Origin of the sequence: Paenibacillus sp. Dod16 (assembly GCF_049893405.1) — a bacterium.
In the GTDB taxonomy this organism is placed as follows: domain Bacteria; phylum Bacillota; class Bacilli; order Paenibacillales; family Paenibacillaceae; genus Paenibacillus_AQ.
Genome location: NZ_JBNDYG010000053.1, coordinates 22204 through 39280, shown reverse-complemented (window position 1 = coordinate 39280; position 17077 = coordinate 22204). Strand labels below are relative to the sequence as shown.

Sequence of the window (17077 nt, the reverse complement as noted above, 5' to 3'; positions counted from 1 at the left end):
AGAGGCACAAAACCGAATTGAAAAATACATACGATTTTACAACCAGAGACGACCGCAGCGGAAATTAAACAAACTGACGCCGGTAGAGTACCGACGCCAGTTTGCAGCTTAGGTGTTTTTCCAATGTCCACAAAATGGGGTCTTGACCAGCTCTTTGCAGGTGTCTTCTGTATTAGATTTAAGGATCTCACGAACCTTGACCAGGTTCTTAACGCGATCCCTGTGGTTGCAGCGTCACTGCTCAAATGCTATACGCGCGCAAATTCAGAAGCAGGCGCTTTGGCGGTCGCAAAGCTTTTGCCTACCAATGGGGCCAGCTGCTCCAAGTCTTTAAGCAGTGCGGCGAATTGATCCGGGAACAGGGATTGAACCCCGTCACCTGTCATGGAATTATCCGGATCTGTATGCATCTCAATAATAAGGCCGTCTGCCCCCGCCGCCACGGATGCCTTGGACATTGGTTCCACAAGCTCGCGTCTTCCCGTTCCATGACTCGGATCAGAGATGACCGGAAGATGACTCAACCCTTGTAAAACAGGGATGGCAGATAAATCCAGCGTATTGCGGGTGTAAGTTTCGAATGTTCGGATTCCACGTTCACAGAGCATGACATTCGGATTGCCGCCGGCAAGAATGTATTCCGCTGCATTCAGGAATTCATCATAGGTTGAACTGAAACCTCTTTTCAGCAAAACCGGCTTGCCGCAGGTGCCCAGTTTCCGAAGCAGGTCGAAATTTTGCATATTGCGGGTACCCACTTGCAGGATATCGGCGTACTCCGCACAAATATCCACGTATTCGGGCGTCATAACCTCCGTAATCGTCAACAGGCCGTGTTTTTGCCCGGCTTCCGCCATCATGATCAAACCTTCGACGCCAACGCCCTGGAAGCTGTATGGACCCGTGCGAGGCTTAAACGCGCCGCCTCTAAGCACTTGTCCGCCTGCTGCCTTAACCAGCTGCGCAATCTCGTCAATCTGCTGCGGCGATTCCACGGCGCATGGACCACCCATAACGACCAGATTGCCGCCGCCAATCTTGGTGCCTTTAATATCAATGACGGTATCATCCGGATGGAAATCACGACTCGCAAGCTTGTAGGACTTGGAGATTTTAACTACATTCTCTACGCCCTTCATTTGGCGAAGATGCTCCGCAAGCTTCGGGTTTACGCTGCCGATCAGCCCGATCACGGTACGATCCGCTCCCTTGGATACATGAGCCTGGAGTCCTTCCTTCTCAATCTCGCTTACAATATGCTGAACTTGTTCCTCTGATATTTGATTGGATGTAATAACGATCATAATAAAACCTTCTTTCTGAATATATTCCATTTTATTGTTGGATAGTCGCTTTCGCGCTTGTTCGCTTTTAAGCTTTTATGCTTTTAACCGATAAAGTAAATATACAAAAAATATCTCCCCTCGTCAAGCCCATTCTTGAAGCCTGAACGATCGGGAGAAATAGGCCCCCTGTTACATCAATGTTTTGCTGCGTCCTTCCGCTACGGTTCGCTTCACGAGGGGGATCACAATTCTTACCGTCGTCCCAATACCGGCACGGCTGAATAATGTAACCCCGTATTCGCTGCCATAGTGAAGTTTGATTCGTTGATCCACATTCCGAATGCCGTATCCGGCATTGGTTAGATCCTGTCCGCCTGTATTGTCCAGAACTCTGCCGGGCGGGAACCCGACGCCATTATCGATAATTTTAAATTCCAGAACATCTTCCAGCACTMTGGCGGTAATTCGAACATGTATATAATCCCCGGTCCAGGCATGCTCCAGCACATTCTCGATAAACGGCTGCAAAATCAATTTCACGGTTTCATACCGGACCACTTCCGGCTCAAAATCATAAGTAACCTGCATGCGTTCGTCGTATTTAATCTTTTGAATATCCACATATGCCTGAGCCTGTTCCAACTCATTCTTCACAGAGATGATATTCCGTCCATCATTAAGAGACAGGCGATAAAACTTCGCTAAGTCCATCACCATGCGCTGCAGTTTATCCAGCATCCCAAACCGCGCCAGACGGCTAATGGAGGATAGGGTGTTGTATAGGAAATGCGGATTAATCTGCGCATGCAGCGATTCCAGTTCCGCTTGTTTTTTCTGAAGGTCGGCCAAATACACCTCATTAATCAGCTTGCCGATATTGCTGCCCATATCATTCAGGGCCGAAGCGATATGTGTAAACTCATCATTTCCCTTGAACTGAGCCCGTTTATGAAATGCACCTTCCTGAAAAGAATCCAGAACAGAGACGATTTTGGATACGCGTAAGCTGAAGTACTTGGATATTACGATGCTGACTATAAAAAATATAGCAATGCAAATGAGGCAAATAAGCAGGGTGAGGTTCCGGATTTTCACCGTATCTTTCTCCACGATTTCTGCAGGAACGACAGCGATAAGATTCCAGCCGAGCACGGGAATCGGCTTACGAATAAGCAAGTCTCCATTATTGCGCAGCTCGTTCTCCTTAAACACGGTTGTCTGTACCCCGCCTGAAGAAAGAATGACTCTGCCTTGCGCATCCGACAAATATAACGCTGTCCCATCACCGATTTTGTTATAATCCATGCTTTCGAACATATCTTCTAGACTGACATTGATTCGCACGAATCCAATCTCCTGCAGCTGTATAGAACTGATGTCGATCAGCCTGCGCAAAAGTGAAATGCGACCGTTGCCCGCATCATTTTCAACCTGCTTCCATTCCAGCGTCGATCCATAGTTTTCCTCTTGGGGATAGAGCTTGTACCAGGTCTTATCCACCAAACGCTCATACTGATATATGTCAAATAAACGCGTGTTGGATTCAAGCGGATCAGAGTAACTATAATTATTATAAATTTCCCTTAACTCTTCATTCCGTAAATAAATAGACAGCCAAATCTTGGAGTTCGCTGTGTTAATCGCCGTTTCCAACTTCGGAATCAGGACATTGACCATCGTATCGTAGCTTACCCATGTACTTTCTGAATAACGCAGTCGGTTATTAAAGGACGAATCAAAGTAGAGCATGTCGGAAACGCGGACGATGTCTTCCATTTTATACGAAATATTATCACTCATTTGGTGCAGGGTACCCTGAATGTTATTATACGTTTGTTCTCTAATCGATTTGATAAATACCTGGTTCGCGATATTTCCTACAAGCAATACCGGTATTATGATGAATACACAGTAAGAAATCATTAATTTGAAGCCAAATGGTATCTTGACCCGGATACGCTCGAATTTCCCCGCCAAACCTAATCACAACCTCATTACAAGCGGTATAGTAGTATTAAGAGTGTTTACGCCTATACTCCAGTGGTGTCATTCCATACATCTCTTTGAATTGACGACTAAAATAGGGCAAATACTGGTAACCTGTTTGAGAAGCCACTTCATATATTTTAAGTTTCGTGCTGACTAATAGATCTCTGGCTCGCTCCATACGAATCTTGATGACATAATCACTAAAATTATAACCGGTTTCTTCCTTAAACAGAACACCTAGATAGTTTGGAGAAAAGGAAAAACGGTTCGCCATATCCCGGAGCGTAATATTCTCGTGAACCCGCTCTCGTATATTATCAATAATCTCCTCAACAAGACGTCCATTCTTGGACGATTTGCGAAATTTCAATTGCTCCGAAATCTCAAAAACTTTCATTCTTAACCACGAGAAAATATCGTCCATCGTTTCAAATTGCAAGAGTACATCGAGGTTTTTCAGTTCGATTCCCAGCATCCGAAACAGGTCTTCATGCATCGTATGCAAATGCGCGTCCAACTTCAATATAATGTATACTCCAAGATTTCGAACCGTAAATTTGGAGCGGATATTGGATGCAAGCAGTTGTATGGCTTCGATCTCATCGTGGATTTTGACGATCTCATAATTCGTCATAGCGGTAAATAAAGAGTCCAGCCTGATATCGAGGCTTTTGGCGTCCTCCCGGTCCTCTGTCGGCACTTCGTTATAAAGTATCCATTTCCCTTTTCCACGAAACATTTTATAGTCAAGGGCACCCTCTGCCATAACGTAGGACGGATGAAGTTCTTCAAGCCGATTCGCAGTCCCTCCCTCACCTACGGTCACGGTTAGGGGATACTCTTGGCCTAGCGCCGTCAGTAATGACTGAATCTCTTCCTTGCCTTTTGTCGTATCCATGAGTACTGCCATCCGCTGATCTGTCACCTTGCATATATGCCTGAATCCGCAACATTCCAGCTCTTTATGCAATCTCGTGAAGTACTGCTCATTTAATCCACTCGGATTCTCGACCTCGTAATGATTGCTCCGCCAGGAGCTGACATCATCCACTTCAAGTAATATGACTCGCACGGGCCAGTTCATCTCATGAAGTTGATATTCCCGCTTAATAATACCCAGCATGGCACCGTCATAAGGCTTCTGGAGAATTTGCAGCAGGTACTGATTTTTGAGAATCGGTACCATCAGTTGATAAGCCCGTTCTGTTTCCTTGCGGTCATGGAGCCTGTCCAGCTCAATCCGAACTTTGGTCAACTCTTCAATCAGCTCTTGGTCCTCCATGGGCTTCAGCACGTAATTACAAGCGTTTAATGCGATTGCCTGTTTAACATAACTGAAATCCTGGTAACCACTCACAAAAATAACCTGTAATTCATCATGTATCTTCAGCGCTTTTTGCGCTAGTTCAATACCAGTCATATTGGGCATGCGTACATCCGTCACAAGAATGTCGATATCCTCTCGTTGCAGGACTTCCCATGCTGCAAATCCATTATTGACCGAATCAACCACGGTCATTCCAAGACTCTCCCATGGAATAAAGCTCCTCATGCCCTCTAGGTCCAATATTTCATCGTCAGCCAGCAGCACTTTATAGATGGGTATCCTCTCCCCTAAATTTCGATAAGGGTATGCTGCAGATGCAGCATACCCTTTTGGTTTACGTTATTCTACTTTTGACCATTCATTTGAGCCAAGTTTTCTTGCCATTTCGTTGTTTTGAATGCAAGAAGTTTATCATAGCCAGCTGCTTGAGCATCCGCTTCTGCTTTGTCCAAGACAGCCAGTACTTCTGCATCGTCCTTCGCAAACAGCGCCTTCGCTCTAGCTTCTGTGTAGATATCTTCTACACGCTGGCGGATAATACCTTCTTCGCTTTCTGGGGCCGGATCAAGATTGATGAATTCCGTTGCATTTGCTTGAGTTTTCCAAGTTATTTCATACTGCCAACGAGTTGACCAGTTACGCTCTTCTTCTGGCAATGTGCTTYCGTATTTCGCTTTTGCTGTATCAATAAATACCGTGTTTCCGTTCCACTGGAGGTTTGTTGTTTCCGCTTGCAACTTGCCAAGACCCGCAGCATCCGTAACATATTTCTCAGTAAACTTAGGCGTTATACCATCTTCTTCATATCCATCCCAATATCCGCCTTCCGGTCCCCACATTAACAGTGTTTGACCTTCAGGACCTGTATACCAGTCCAGGAAAGCAAAGATCGCTTCAGGATTTTTTGCAGCTTTCGTAATAACGCTTACGTTCCAACCCAGTTGAGTATAGGTTCCCGGGAAGATTTTATTCTTGTCCAGACCTTCCTTATGAATCGGCCAGATCATGAAATAACCGGCTTCCGGATCTTTGGCAACGAGTTCCGCATGTGCGTTCATTGCATTTTCAGTCGGGCTGGAAGCTGCATATACAGCAACGCGGCCTGTCATTACTTTTTCCTTGATTTGGTCAGCGGTTTGAGTCAATGCATCTTGAGAAATCAGTTTATCACGGAACAGCTTCGCTGCATATTGCATCGATTCGCGATATGTTGGATCCGTAAAGATCGAAGTCAATTTATCTCCGTTAGGCACACCACGAATGGTAATCCATCGTGTCATTGCATCCTCTTTGAAAGCAGAGTACAACACATCAATCCCTTGTCCTTCAATACCTGGTTCATAAGGAACTACAGAGTTTCCGTATTTCGCCTTGACAGCTTCCAGGTATTTAGTCAAATCGTCCGTTGTTTCCAGCTTAGGCTCGCCAAGCTCTTTATAAATTTTACTGTTGACTACATAACCAGCATTACCGTTCGGTTGGCTGGTGTACCAGTTAGGGAATTGATACAGCTTGCCGTCAGGGGAACGAAGCATGTTGATTCCCGCCTCACCCAACCATTCCTTCAAGTTCGGATATTTATCCAAGTAGTCATCGTAAGGTACGAGCATGCCGTTTTCTCTCAATTTTTCAACATCCGATCCCCGCTCCAGCCAAATAACATCAGGAAGCTCGTCGGAAGCAATCATCGTGTTGAATTTTTGTTGAGCATTACCTTGGGAGTTAACCGCTTTTACATCAACTTTTTTATTCTCTTTAATCCATTTCGTTGCGGCATCTTCTCCCCATGTTGGCATGGTGTACCAGTCATAGTGACCATAAAAGCTAAAATCAAGCGGTTGCTCACCCAGTACAAACTTGTCTGATGCTGCTTCTGTTGGCGGTGTGGTGGTTCCATTGTCGCTAGGAGTCGGGTTAGCTGTCTTAGTACCACCGCTGCATGCTGACAGCATTAAAGCCGCTGCTAACAACGCAGTAACCGATGTGGCCAAAGATTTTTTTCTGAGCCTCATTCTCTAATTTCCCCTTTCATAATTCCCCTTGATATTTATGTCTAAAGCTAAGCTTCAAACAACAGGATTGCTTGCCATACATGTGCTACTCTTTCAACGATCCCACCAGTACTCCCTTAACAAAATGCTTCTGTACAAAAGGGTATACCATGATGATCGGAACCGTAGCGACAATCATTGTAGCCATGGACAAAGATTTCGTGGTCACACTCTGCATTCGAGATAAAGCGGCCTGAGATGCCGAGTCCAAATTGCTCATCTGTTCAGACATAATGTTGGAATTCAGTATTTGACGCAATATCGTCTGAATGGGCAGCAATTCTTCTTTATTGATGTAAATACTCGGTAGGAACCATTCATTCCAGTGTGATACTGCCGTGAACAAAGACAATGTTGCAATAACCGGACCGGATAGCGGCAGGATAATCTTAAAGAAGATCCCCCAATTGCCCGCCCCGTCAATTTTTGCCGACTCTTCCAAGCCATTAGGCAACCCTGCAAAGAAGGTACGGAATATAATCATGTTCCATACACTTACCAAACCAGGAATGATGAATACCCAGAACGAATCCATCAAGCCCAGACCACGAATCAGCATGAAGCTTGGTATCAAACCACCACCGAAATACATGGTGACTATACACATAATCATGTAATATTTACGACCGATCAGTTCGCGTTTGGTCATGCCATAAGCGAAGATGGAGGTCACTAGAATCGAAGTTATGGTTCCCACAATCGTACGGGCTACCGATATTCCGAAGCCATTCAGCAGGCGTTTATCCTGAAATACGATGCCGTAGTTTTCCAAAGTAAAATCCCTCGGCCAGAATGTGACTCCCCCAAGCGATGTATCGGCTCCAGAGTTAAAGGAAACCACAAGAGCGTTCCAAAAAGGATAAAACGTCACAAAGGCCAAAAATGCTAGAAAGATATAAATCATGATCATCATGAAACGATCACCGAATCCTAAACGCACCAAGTCTAACCGCTCCCTTCATCACCATGTTCGTTTACCATAGACTGTTACCTGATCTGCGTGCAATCACGTTAGCAATTGTCAGAAGCATCACGCTGATTACCGCTTTGAACAAGCCTACAGCCGTTGCATAGGAGAACCTGGAGTTTTCAATACCGATCCGGTATACATAAGTATCAATTACGTCGGATACCTCTCTTAAGACAGGGTTCTTAGCCAAGAGCAAAATATCCTCAAAACCTGCAGTGAGCAGGTTACCTATTGCAAGAATCATAAATATGATAACAACAGGCATGATGGATGGTAATGTAATCGTGAAAATCTGTCTGAATTTGCTCGCACCATCCATATCTGCCGCTTCGTACATATGAGGATCCACTCCCGCAACTGCGGCCAAGTAAACGATGGAGGAGAATCCGATTTCTTTCCAAACCCCTGTGGTTACCAGGATCGCCCAGAAGTATTCAGGAATGGATAGGAAATTAATCGGTTCTTTAATCAAATTCATTTTTTCCATCAGAATGTTTACGCTTCCGTTATCGGTAGAAAGCAAGGAAACCACAAACCCTGATACGATAACCCAGGATAAGAAATGGGGTAAATAACTGACGGTCTGAACCAATCTCTTGAAGAACAGATGTCGCACTTCATTCAGCATCAACGCAAGCAGGATCGGAGCTGGAAAGCCGACCAAAAACTTGAGTAAGCTGATAACGATAGTGTTTCGCATCACGTTCATAAACTCTGGAGACTCAAAGAACATCCGGAAATGCTTCATCCCTACCCAAGGGCTGTCTCCCATGCCTTTGAAGATATTAAAATCCTGAAACGACATCAGAATACCGTACATCGGTATATAACTGAAAATAAAAATGAGTGCGAGAGCGGGAAGTACCATTAACTGAATATCCCACTGTTTAAAAAAGCGAATGAATCCGTTGTCTCTCTTCCGTTTTGGAACAGTTTCCTGTTCTACGGATATTTGCGCCATGTCCAACCCCCCGTGTGTTCTATGCCATGAAGTTTTACCTGATGTCTAACATTGTAGAATAAATGATCCCATATAAACATTTGCCTATTCAACGAAAAATGATATTATTCAATCGAAAATTAAAACGCTTACAGCTTACGGGAGGGATGAGAAACCCCAAAAAAGCTCCTTTAACGGGGCAGGTAGTCTCATTCACCCTGGCATCTTAATCCCGGACATAGAAATTCCCCTAGCGTCAATAGTGTCAAGTTCATTTCACATGAACAGTTGTTCCACCATTCACTACAAGGGGAAGTATCCATAAGCTTTATCAACATTTAACCGAGTGATCATGAAAAATGATACTAATCAATTAATAACGGCGGAATACACAATTCCAAACCTATGGCTGTTAACTATAACGATGATGGGATCATATTAAGGACACACCGATATCAACAAAAATACAACGATTGCGATTGATCGCAACCGTTGTATTAAAATTCTTATGACTTGCTCTTCACCCGTACAGGCGGAAGCAATTTATTCATATTCACCGTGCGCTTGATCTCCCAGGTTTCCGGCTGATCATGTTCATACTGTTCCAAATAGGCGATGACTTCCTTGGTAATCGGAGTCGGTGTTGATGCCCCTGATGTCACAGCCACTTTGCCTACACCTTCAAGCCATTCGCGTTTAAGCTCCGTCACATCGCCAATGCGGTGAGCCGGTACGCCAGCTATCTCTTCGGATACCTGTGCAAGACGATTTGAGTTATTGCTGCGCGGGTCCCCGACCACGATGACCAAATCCGCCTGGCCCGCTTGCTCGGCTACAGCCTCCTGCCGAACTTGCGTTGCAAGGCAGATTTCATTATGAATCTCCGCTCCCGGGAATTTATCGAGCAGACTCTTCATGATATGCTTGATGTCCCATTGACTCATCGTCGTCTGGTTCGTAATGATGATTCGGGACGAATTGACCTGAAGCTGTTCGATCTCTTCTTCCTTCTCAATCAGATGCACGTGATCCGGTGCAATCCCGATCGCGCCTTCCGGCTCGGGATGTCCCTTCTTCCCGATGTAAATGATCTCATACCCGTCCGCTGCCTTCTCCCGGATCAAATCATGGGTTTTCGTAACATCCGGACATGTTGCGTCGAGCGTGGTTAACCCTTTATCTCGCGCAAGCTTGCGTACTTCGGGAGAGACCCCGTGTGCGGTAAAAATGACGGTGCCGCTCTCCACCTGGCTCAGGATTTCCATCCGGTTCGGACCGTCCAGAGTAATGATTCCTTCATCCTCAAAGGATTGCGTGACATGACTATTATGCACAATCATGCCCAATATATAAATAGGCCGAGGAAGATCCAGATTCTGGGCCGCCTGACGTGCCAAGACCATAGCGTCAACGACACCGTAACAGTAACCTCTCGGTGATATTTTCAAGACTTCGATGATCCTCACCTGCTTTCCGTTGTCATACGTAAAGTATCCAGTCTATTATAACCTATTCCAGCGGAGGAGCAAAGACGACGGGCAGCCAGACGATAAAGGTGCTGCCTTCCCCTCTTCGGGTAACAACCTCGACAGAGCCCTTGTGCTCATCAATAATCCATTTGGCGATGGATAAGCCAAGACCGGTCCCGCTCGTGATGCCTCTGGACTGATCCGCGCGATAGAAACGCTCGAATATAAACGGAACCTCATCCTTATCCATGCCGATCCCCGTATCCGAAATTCGCAGCCCGACCTGACCCTTGTACAGGACGACATCCAGGCTGACTTCACCCTCCGGCGTATACTTGAATGCATTCTCGATAAAGATGAACAGCATCTGCTGCAAGTAGTCCTTATTACCTTCTACATAAACACCGTTCAGGACAGACAGCTCTCCGACATGCCACTCAGCGGTTTTATCAAGGAAATGAGCACGCCGTGCGACCTCTTCAACCAATGGCTGCAGAGGAACCGGATTCAGCTCAAAGGTCTGACCGGTATCAGCTCGCGCCAGAGATAACATATCGTTGACCAGCCGGCTCATCCGCTTCGCTTCATCGGATATATCGCCCACCGCTTCGAAAGAGATTTGCTTAATCGTTTCTTCGTCCATATTCGCTCTCTCACCAGGGGCTTCCGTCCACATCTTCTGCAGGAGATCCACATTCCCCCGAATGGTGGTCAGCGGCGTTCGGAGTTCATGGGAAGCATCCGATACGAAACGCCGCTGGGCCGCATAAGCATCTTCAAGCTCTTTATAAAAGCCCTCCGTCCGCTCAAGCATGCCGTTAAACGTGCCGATTAATTGCCCGATCTCGTCCTCTGGCCCATCGTATTCGATTCGTACGCTGAGGTCGGTACCCTTCTGGATCTGCTCCGCCGCCTCCGTGACCTTGCCGATCGGTTTCATGGATTTCCGGGCGAGGAACAAGCCTAAAGTTGAAGCAATGACTAGGGTTGCTGCGGATCCCATGATGAGGATGGATTGAAGTCGGTCCAGAGTTTCGTCAATGGTTCGCGTGTTTGCTCCCACTTGAATCCAGCCGAACAATTTCCCTGAGTTTGTTTCTACAACCTGGTTTTCAAATACCAAGAATGTATTACCGTTCACAGTAACACGCTTAAACGCATGTTTAGTTGAATTTAAAGCTTTCTCTACAGAAGGAACGTCAAATTCGATACCGCTGAACGCCATATTCTGAGACTGCCATAATTTACCATTGTAAAATGTATAGGTCTGCACATAGAGATCTGCCTCCTCTAAGCTGATAGCGGAGGATCTATTAGGCAGAACTTCCACCGCCCCTTGCGTAAAACCAATTTTATCAGCTTGCTGTGCAATCCGCTGTTTTAACTCCTCATACGTATACAAATGGACAAAGCCATACACCGCCGAGCTGAAAATCAGCAGTGTCACAAATAAAATGCCGGTATACCATGCTGTCAGTCTTAACCGAATGGACATGCTAGTTATCTCCTCTTAAAATATAGCCGGCTCCGCGGATCGTCTGGATCAGCCGTTTACCTCCATGTTCCTCGGTCTTTTGCCGGAGCATGGCGATGTAAACCTCCAGCACGTTGGACTCCCCGCTGTAGTCATAGCCCCATATTTTATCCATGATTAAATCGCGGGACAGCACCCGCTTCGGATTTTGCATAAACAGATGCAGCAGCTCAAATTCCTTGGCGGTGAGCTCCAGTCTTTGCCCGCTGCGAATGACTTCCCTTGCATCGGTATCCATCACGAGATCCTCGAAGGTCAGTCGGTGGTTAGAGCTATCATCCCCGGTTTTGCGGCGCAGCAAGGCCCGTACGCGGGCGAGCAGCTCCTCCAGCGCGAAGGGTTTGACTAAGTAATCATCCGCTCCGGTATCCAGTCCCTTGACCCGATTCTCCACCTCATCCTTCGCCGTCAGCATCAGCACCGGTGTCGTGCTTCCGCCTTCCCGGAGTCTGCGCAGCGCTTCAAATCCATCGACCTGAGGCATCATGACATCCAGAACGACAACGTCCGGGTCCTCACTCAAAATCACTTTCAAACCTTCCGCTCCGTTGGATGCGGTCAGGACGTCATAGCCCTCAAACGCAAGTCCCCTGCGCAGCATCGAAATAATCTTCTCATCATCATCTACAATTAATATCCGGGATCGCATAGCGGCATCTCCTCTATCTTCTAGCGTTAAATTTAGTACGACGTTACAATCCCATTATATCGGTCGTCTCAAGGACAAGACAAGCGGAAGGGAACGGTCCCTTCCGCTTGTTGTCACACATATCCAGGGTTACGGTTGTTGCTGCTGTTGGGTTAAATCGAATTGGTTCTTATCGCCGATCGTAAGCGGCAGATCAATCTTCTTGCCGTTACGAACCACATTCAGCGTAATTTTGTCTCCAACCTTCTTCGATTGTATCAATTCAATTAGATCCTTCGAGGTCGGATATTTCGTCCCGTCCACGCCCACAATGATGTCATATTGACGCAGGTCCGCTTCATAAGCCGGCGATCGGAATACGACACCGTCAACATAAGAACCTTCCGTTACGTCGGTCCCCAGGGACTGGGCAATTTGCGGAGTGACCGTTCCCAAGGTTGCCCCGATAAACGGAACCGGCTCTTTCGGAACTTCCTCGTTGTTCTTCAGGTATTCCACAACTTCCTTGATCGTGCTGGACGGAATCGCAAATCCGATCCCTTGCGCTTCCGCGCTGACGGCTACGTTCATCCCGATAACCTCCCCCTTCAGATTGAGAAGCGGTCCACCGGAGTTACCCGGATTAATCGAAGCATCGGTTTGCAGAAGATGCTCGTAATTCCGTTCAGCTTCACCATTCGTCCCTTGAATATCGATCTCGCGTTCCTTCGAGCTAAGTACGCCTGCGGTTACCGTATGCTCAAAACCGTGCGGGTTACCGATGGCAACAAGCCATTCACCGACCTTCAGCGAGTTGGAGTCGCCTAGCTGCACCGATGGAAAATCTGCCCCTTCGATTTTCAGAACGGCCAAATCGAGCTCATAGCTGGAACCGAGCAGCTTCGCTTCATATGGCTTTTTGGTACCCTGAACCGTCACTTGGATCACATCTGCGCCATGGATCACATGCTCATTCGTCAAAATGTATCCCGACTTCTCAAAGATGAAGCCCGAGCCGATGCCTGAAGGCTGAAGCTGGGATTCCTGACCTCCGTTGTTGCTGCTTCCACCGTTTCCGCCATTTCCTCCCTGGCTCGATTGTCCGCCGCCAAAGAAGTACCAGAACGGATCATTCATGTTCGGATTCGTGCTTTGACGATTGCTGCTGTTTACAAGCGTCTCGATCAGCACGACGGCTGGACTTGCCTGGTCAACAACCGCCGATACATCGCCCGGATTAGAAGGAATCATGGCCGATGCCGTAGTAGCTCCGCCGTTATCATCAACGCTAGCTGAAGTTTCATGGGCTGGCTCCGATGAATACGCCGCATCCGGCGTAAACAGATTCGTGCGGTCCGCGGCAAACATCAGGCTTGAGATCACGAGGACACCTGCCAAGAAGGACAACAGCACCGTCTTCACGGAATTTTTAGGCTTCTGGCTGTAGTTCCATTCTTTGTTTCTTTTCATCGAATCCATAGACCCGCCGCCCCCTTGGCTTCCGGAGGAATGTGACTGCGAGAAACCGGAGGAAGGTATCGGTTTAACCGGCTGCGGAGCGGTAACCTCCACTTCCTGCGATTCCCGGCTCTGATATGGTCGCTCCGTCTGCTGATCATCGCGTTCATTGGGTATGGACTGAAACGGTCCGTAAGAATAGTAATAAGACGAATTCTTCGTGGATGCTTCCTCACGTCTCGGTGCTTCATTGTTATTCGACTCATTGTTCATTCCCTCATCATCCGGATACCCGTAGCGCTTTCTTTGGTCGTCCATAGGTCTACCTCCTATTTAAAATCACTTGCTTCCAAGTGGTTTCATTGATTAACTGTTCTTATTGTGTACTATAAACCTTAATAGTACCTTAAAAACAATTAAAAGGCAGATAAAAAGAAAGCCGGGCAGCGTCAAGGGAATCTGATCCGAATGGAATCGCTATATTTTGACCCATCCCTTCCGGTGGGCATAAATCGCCAATTGCGTGCGGTCTTCCAGCTCACACTTCATCAGCAGATTGCTGACATGGGTTTTAACCGTTTTAATGCTAATATGCAGCTCTTCGCCGATCTCTTTGTTGCTCTTGCCCTCGGCAATGAGCAGCAGCACTTCTTTCTCGCGCTCGGTAAGCCCGGAATCATCGCCGTTCACCATATGTCGGCGGATCCCGCGGGTAAGTGCTTCCGACACGTCTTTGGTCATGACCGGCATCCCCCTGAACGCTCCCTGAAGAGCGTAGATGAGTTCGTCAGCCGAAACGGTCTTCAGTACATAACTGACAGCCCCCGCCTCAATGCACTCAACCACAAGCTCATCTTCTAGAAAGCTGGTCAGAATCACAATCTTCTGGTCCGGGAACTCGGACATGACCGCACGCGTGGTCTCTGCCCCGTTCATCACCGGCATCATCAGATCCATAAGAATGAGATCGGGCCGGTCTGCCTCATCTCCATTTCTTAACATATCAACAACCTCTTGGCCGTTTGCTGCCTCTCCGATCACTTCAAATCCCGGATCCAGCGACAAATACGTTTTTAATCCCATACGAACCATATCATGATCATCCGCCAGCAATATCCGAATCGTACCCATAATGATGTTGTCCCCTCTCTACTCCACTGGCTCAGCCAGCTCTTCCTGTTCCTTGCTCTCTTCCGCAGCCGGTCCCTGACTACCCTCGGCCTCAAATAGCGGAATGTTTACGCGAACTGTCGTTCCTGCACCCTTTTTGCTTATGATATCGACCTGGCCACCAAGCTTTTCGGCTCGCTCACGCATCGTGGACAGCCCGTATGAGCCCTGCTTGCCTGCCACCTCGTCAAACCCGATCCCGTCGTCGCTGATGCTTAAAATAACGCGTTTCTGATCCTCACGAAGCGACATGCTGACAAGGCTTGCACCGGCATGTTTCACAATGTTGGCTACGGCTTCCTGGATAATCAGGAACAACTGATGCTCAATCGCATCGGACACTCCGCCGTAAAGTTCCACATCCTTCATGCCCTTCAGGCCATTTTGGCGGCAGTAATCCGGAAACCACCGTTCGAGTGCCTCCTCCAGGGTTCTTCCTTCCAGTTCAACAGGCCGAAGCTGTGCAATCAGCGCCCGCATCTGCTTCTGTGCCACGTGAGACATCTCAATCAACTGACCGAGCACTTTATCGCCGTGCTCCGGGTTTCTCTTCAGAACCGCCGGAAGCGATGAAGCCGACATATGAATCGCGAACAACTGCTGACTGACCGTATCATGCAAATCCCTTGCCATCCGGCGTCGTTCCTCAAGCACGGCGGCTTCCGCGGCGATCTCTTTCTCAATGACATCCTGCTCGCCCAGGCGCTGCAGCAGCTTCATCTTCTTCTCCAGCGCTTCCGTCATTCCGTTAAACTCATCGTATACTCTGGCAAAAGAACCGTCTTCCATAGCCGGCAGCCGCACATTCAGATTTCCTTTGGCAACCTGCAGCATGTTCAGATGGAGCAGGTCCAGCGGTCGCTGAATGCGCTGCCCCGCGATGTATCCCGCAATCCCCGTAAACAGAAGTACACCGACCGTGTAATACACCCACAGCCGGTTATCTTCAATATGTATGTAGCCGGATTGGTTTGCTGTATACAGGAAAACAGCAACTCCGGCTCCAATCAACAGAAAGTAAAACAGTATCACCCATTTGGTATTTTTCAATATTCCCATCATAACGGTTATCCTACCCTATTCACTTTGACATCACCGATAAATACGCTGACGGTGATGCGTATTTTCTTACCGGCTTCCCTGTAATGCGGGCTTTCCAGTCCGGCATTGCTCATAAAGCCGCTGCGGCTTTCCTCCAGCACCTTCATATCGCCAATGAAGGAGTTGGTCGTGACATGAATGCCGACATCCGAATCATTAGGAACGAATACCTTGACATCCCCGATAAACGCCGAGATGTTGATTTTCGTTTCTCCGTAAGGGATTTGAGCTTTGGTCAGATCCAGCACCGTATCACCGATGAACTGGGAGATATTTGTCGGCTTCAGCTGAAAATAATCTTTTCCCATATGCACGTCCCCGATAAAAGAGGACTTGTTCACCGCATCATGGCTGTGCCAAGATTGATGATGGTGTTGATGTTGGTGCTGTTCATCCTTATAATCCGATCCGTTGCCGTAGCTTTTGCCGTTATCGTCAAAATCCACATGAACTCTGAACTTGCTGCGATCCTGATGCTCCTGGCGCGGGCGCTCCTGCTGCTGTCCCTGCCAGCGGTAACCCTTGCCCTGCTCATGAAAATCCGGTGATCCTGGTTCGCGATCGGGCAGGATATTCTCAGACTTGTCAGCCTTGTCTGGCTTGCCAAATCTCCGTTCGAATTCTTCATCCAGGGAAGAATCCAGCGGACGCGCTTCAGGCGGATCGGGAATGTTGTAATGCTCGCTACGATGCGAGCTAAAGTCATCCGGACTTGGCGGCGATGGCGGCGGCGTATGAGGTTTCGGTTTGAAAATGACCTGCAGTCCAAACCCAATCAAGATAATAGGAATCGCATACTTGATCAGATCGCCAAACGAGAAGTCAATCAAATTCAGGTTTCTTCCAAGAAAATACGACCCGATAATGATCGGCACGACAGAGCCCCATAGTGCCCCTCCGCGGGCATAAATTAAGCTTTGCAGCCCGAACCAGATGATGAACATCGGCCAAAAAGTCGAGAATATATAACCAAGGTCCACATGTATCATATCAAGCTGATTTAGAAGAAACACCACACCAATACCGATGAGCAGCAATCCGTTGCTAAGCTGGCTCCATCCTTTTCTACTCATGGTCATCCCCTTGCCTTCCAGTTCTATTTTTTCTTAACTACAGTGTACAACATATTGCGATGAACAGGTTAGCGGCGGTGG

Annotated in this window: 14 protein-coding genes; 1 reads left to right on the top strand and 13 read right to left on the bottom strand. The window is 47.5% G+C overall.

The window, feature by feature from the left end; genetic code table 11:
- The coding region (locus ACPV3A_RS31010) for an IS3 family transposase (protein ID WP_426203510.1) at positions 1 to 112 on the top strand (112 nt) is incomplete at its 5' end.
- Positions 113 to 248: 136 nt separating this feature from the next.
- Here the strand turns inward: ACPV3A_RS31010 and aroF are convergent.
- From aroF to liaF, 13 genes are all read right to left on the bottom strand, one after another.
- On the bottom strand, positions 249 to 1304 hold the full coding sequence (gene aroF / locus ACPV3A_RS31005) for a 3-deoxy-7-phosphoheptulonate synthase (protein WP_426203503.1): 1056 nt from the start codon (positions 1302 to 1304) through the stop codon (positions 249 to 251).
- Between the two features lie 171 nt (positions 1305 to 1475).
- Positions 1476 to 3209 (bottom strand): sensor histidine kinase, encoded by a 1734-nt coding sequence (locus tag ACPV3A_RS31000; protein ID WP_426203508.1) that lies wholly within the window; start codon positions 3207 to 3209, stop codon positions 1476 to 1478.
- A gap of 91 nt (positions 3210 to 3300) precedes the next feature.
- Positions 3301 to 4866 (bottom strand): response regulator transcription factor, encoded by a 1566-nt coding sequence (locus tag ACPV3A_RS30995; RefSeq protein WP_426203501.1) that lies wholly within the window; start codon positions 4864 to 4866, stop codon positions 3301 to 3303.
- An 80-nt stretch (positions 4867 to 4946) separates the two neighbouring features.
- A complete protein-coding gene (locus tag ACPV3A_RS30990; protein WP_426203498.1) occupies positions 4947 to 6614 on the bottom strand; it encodes an extracellular solute-binding protein in 1668 nt (555 codons plus the stop codon).
- 85 nt (positions 6615 to 6699) lie between these two features.
- Positions 6700 to 7596 (bottom strand): carbohydrate ABC transporter permease, encoded by an 897-nt coding sequence (locus ACPV3A_RS30985; RefSeq protein WP_194544301.1) that lies wholly within the window; start codon positions 7594 to 7596, stop codon positions 6700 to 6702.
- A 31-nt stretch (positions 7597 to 7627) separates the two neighbouring features.
- Entirely contained in the window at positions 7628 to 8584 is a 957-nt protein-coding gene (locus tag ACPV3A_RS30980) for an ABC transporter permease (protein WP_194544302.1), read from the bottom strand.
- Between the two features lie 485 nt (positions 8585 to 9069).
- Complete coding sequence (locus ACPV3A_RS30975; protein WP_216530872.1) at positions 9070 to 10020, bottom strand: 4-hydroxy-3-methylbut-2-enyl diphosphate reductase; 951 nt, start codon at positions 10018 to 10020, stop codon at positions 9070 to 9072.
- A gap of 52 nt (positions 10021 to 10072) precedes the next feature.
- Complete coding sequence (locus ACPV3A_RS30970; protein WP_339294761.1) at positions 10073 to 11527, bottom strand: HAMP domain-containing sensor histidine kinase; 1455 nt, start codon at positions 11525 to 11527, stop codon at positions 10073 to 10075.
- Position 11528: 1 nt separating this feature from the next.
- Positions 11529 to 12215 (bottom strand): response regulator transcription factor, encoded by a 687-nt coding sequence (locus ACPV3A_RS30965; RefSeq protein ID WP_113057613.1) that lies wholly within the window; start codon positions 12213 to 12215, stop codon positions 11529 to 11531.
- A gap of 129 nt (positions 12216 to 12344) precedes the next feature.
- Complete coding sequence (locus ACPV3A_RS30960; RefSeq protein WP_339219465.1) at positions 12345 to 13970, bottom strand: S1C family serine protease; 1626 nt, start codon at positions 13968 to 13970, stop codon at positions 12345 to 12347.
- Positions 13971 to 14129: 159 nt separating this feature from the next.
- Positions 14130 to 14783: a response regulator gene (locus ACPV3A_RS30955; protein WP_071217857.1), complete on the bottom strand. Its 654-nt coding sequence runs from the start codon at positions 14781 to 14783 to the stop codon at positions 14130 to 14132.
- A gap of 18 nt (positions 14784 to 14801) precedes the next feature.
- Positions 14802 to 15884 (bottom strand): sensor histidine kinase, encoded by a 1083-nt coding sequence (locus ACPV3A_RS30950; protein ID WP_194544307.1) that lies wholly within the window; start codon positions 15882 to 15884, stop codon positions 14802 to 14804.
- A 5-nt stretch (positions 15885 to 15889) separates the two neighbouring features.
- Positions 15890 to 17002 carry a cell wall-active antibiotics response protein LiaF gene (gene liaF / locus ACPV3A_RS30945; protein ID WP_426203492.1) on the bottom strand — a complete coding sequence of 371 codons (1113 nt, stop codon included), beginning with the start codon at positions 17000 to 17002 and terminating at the stop codon, positions 15890 to 15892.
- Positions 17003 to 17077 lie beyond the last annotated feature (75 nt).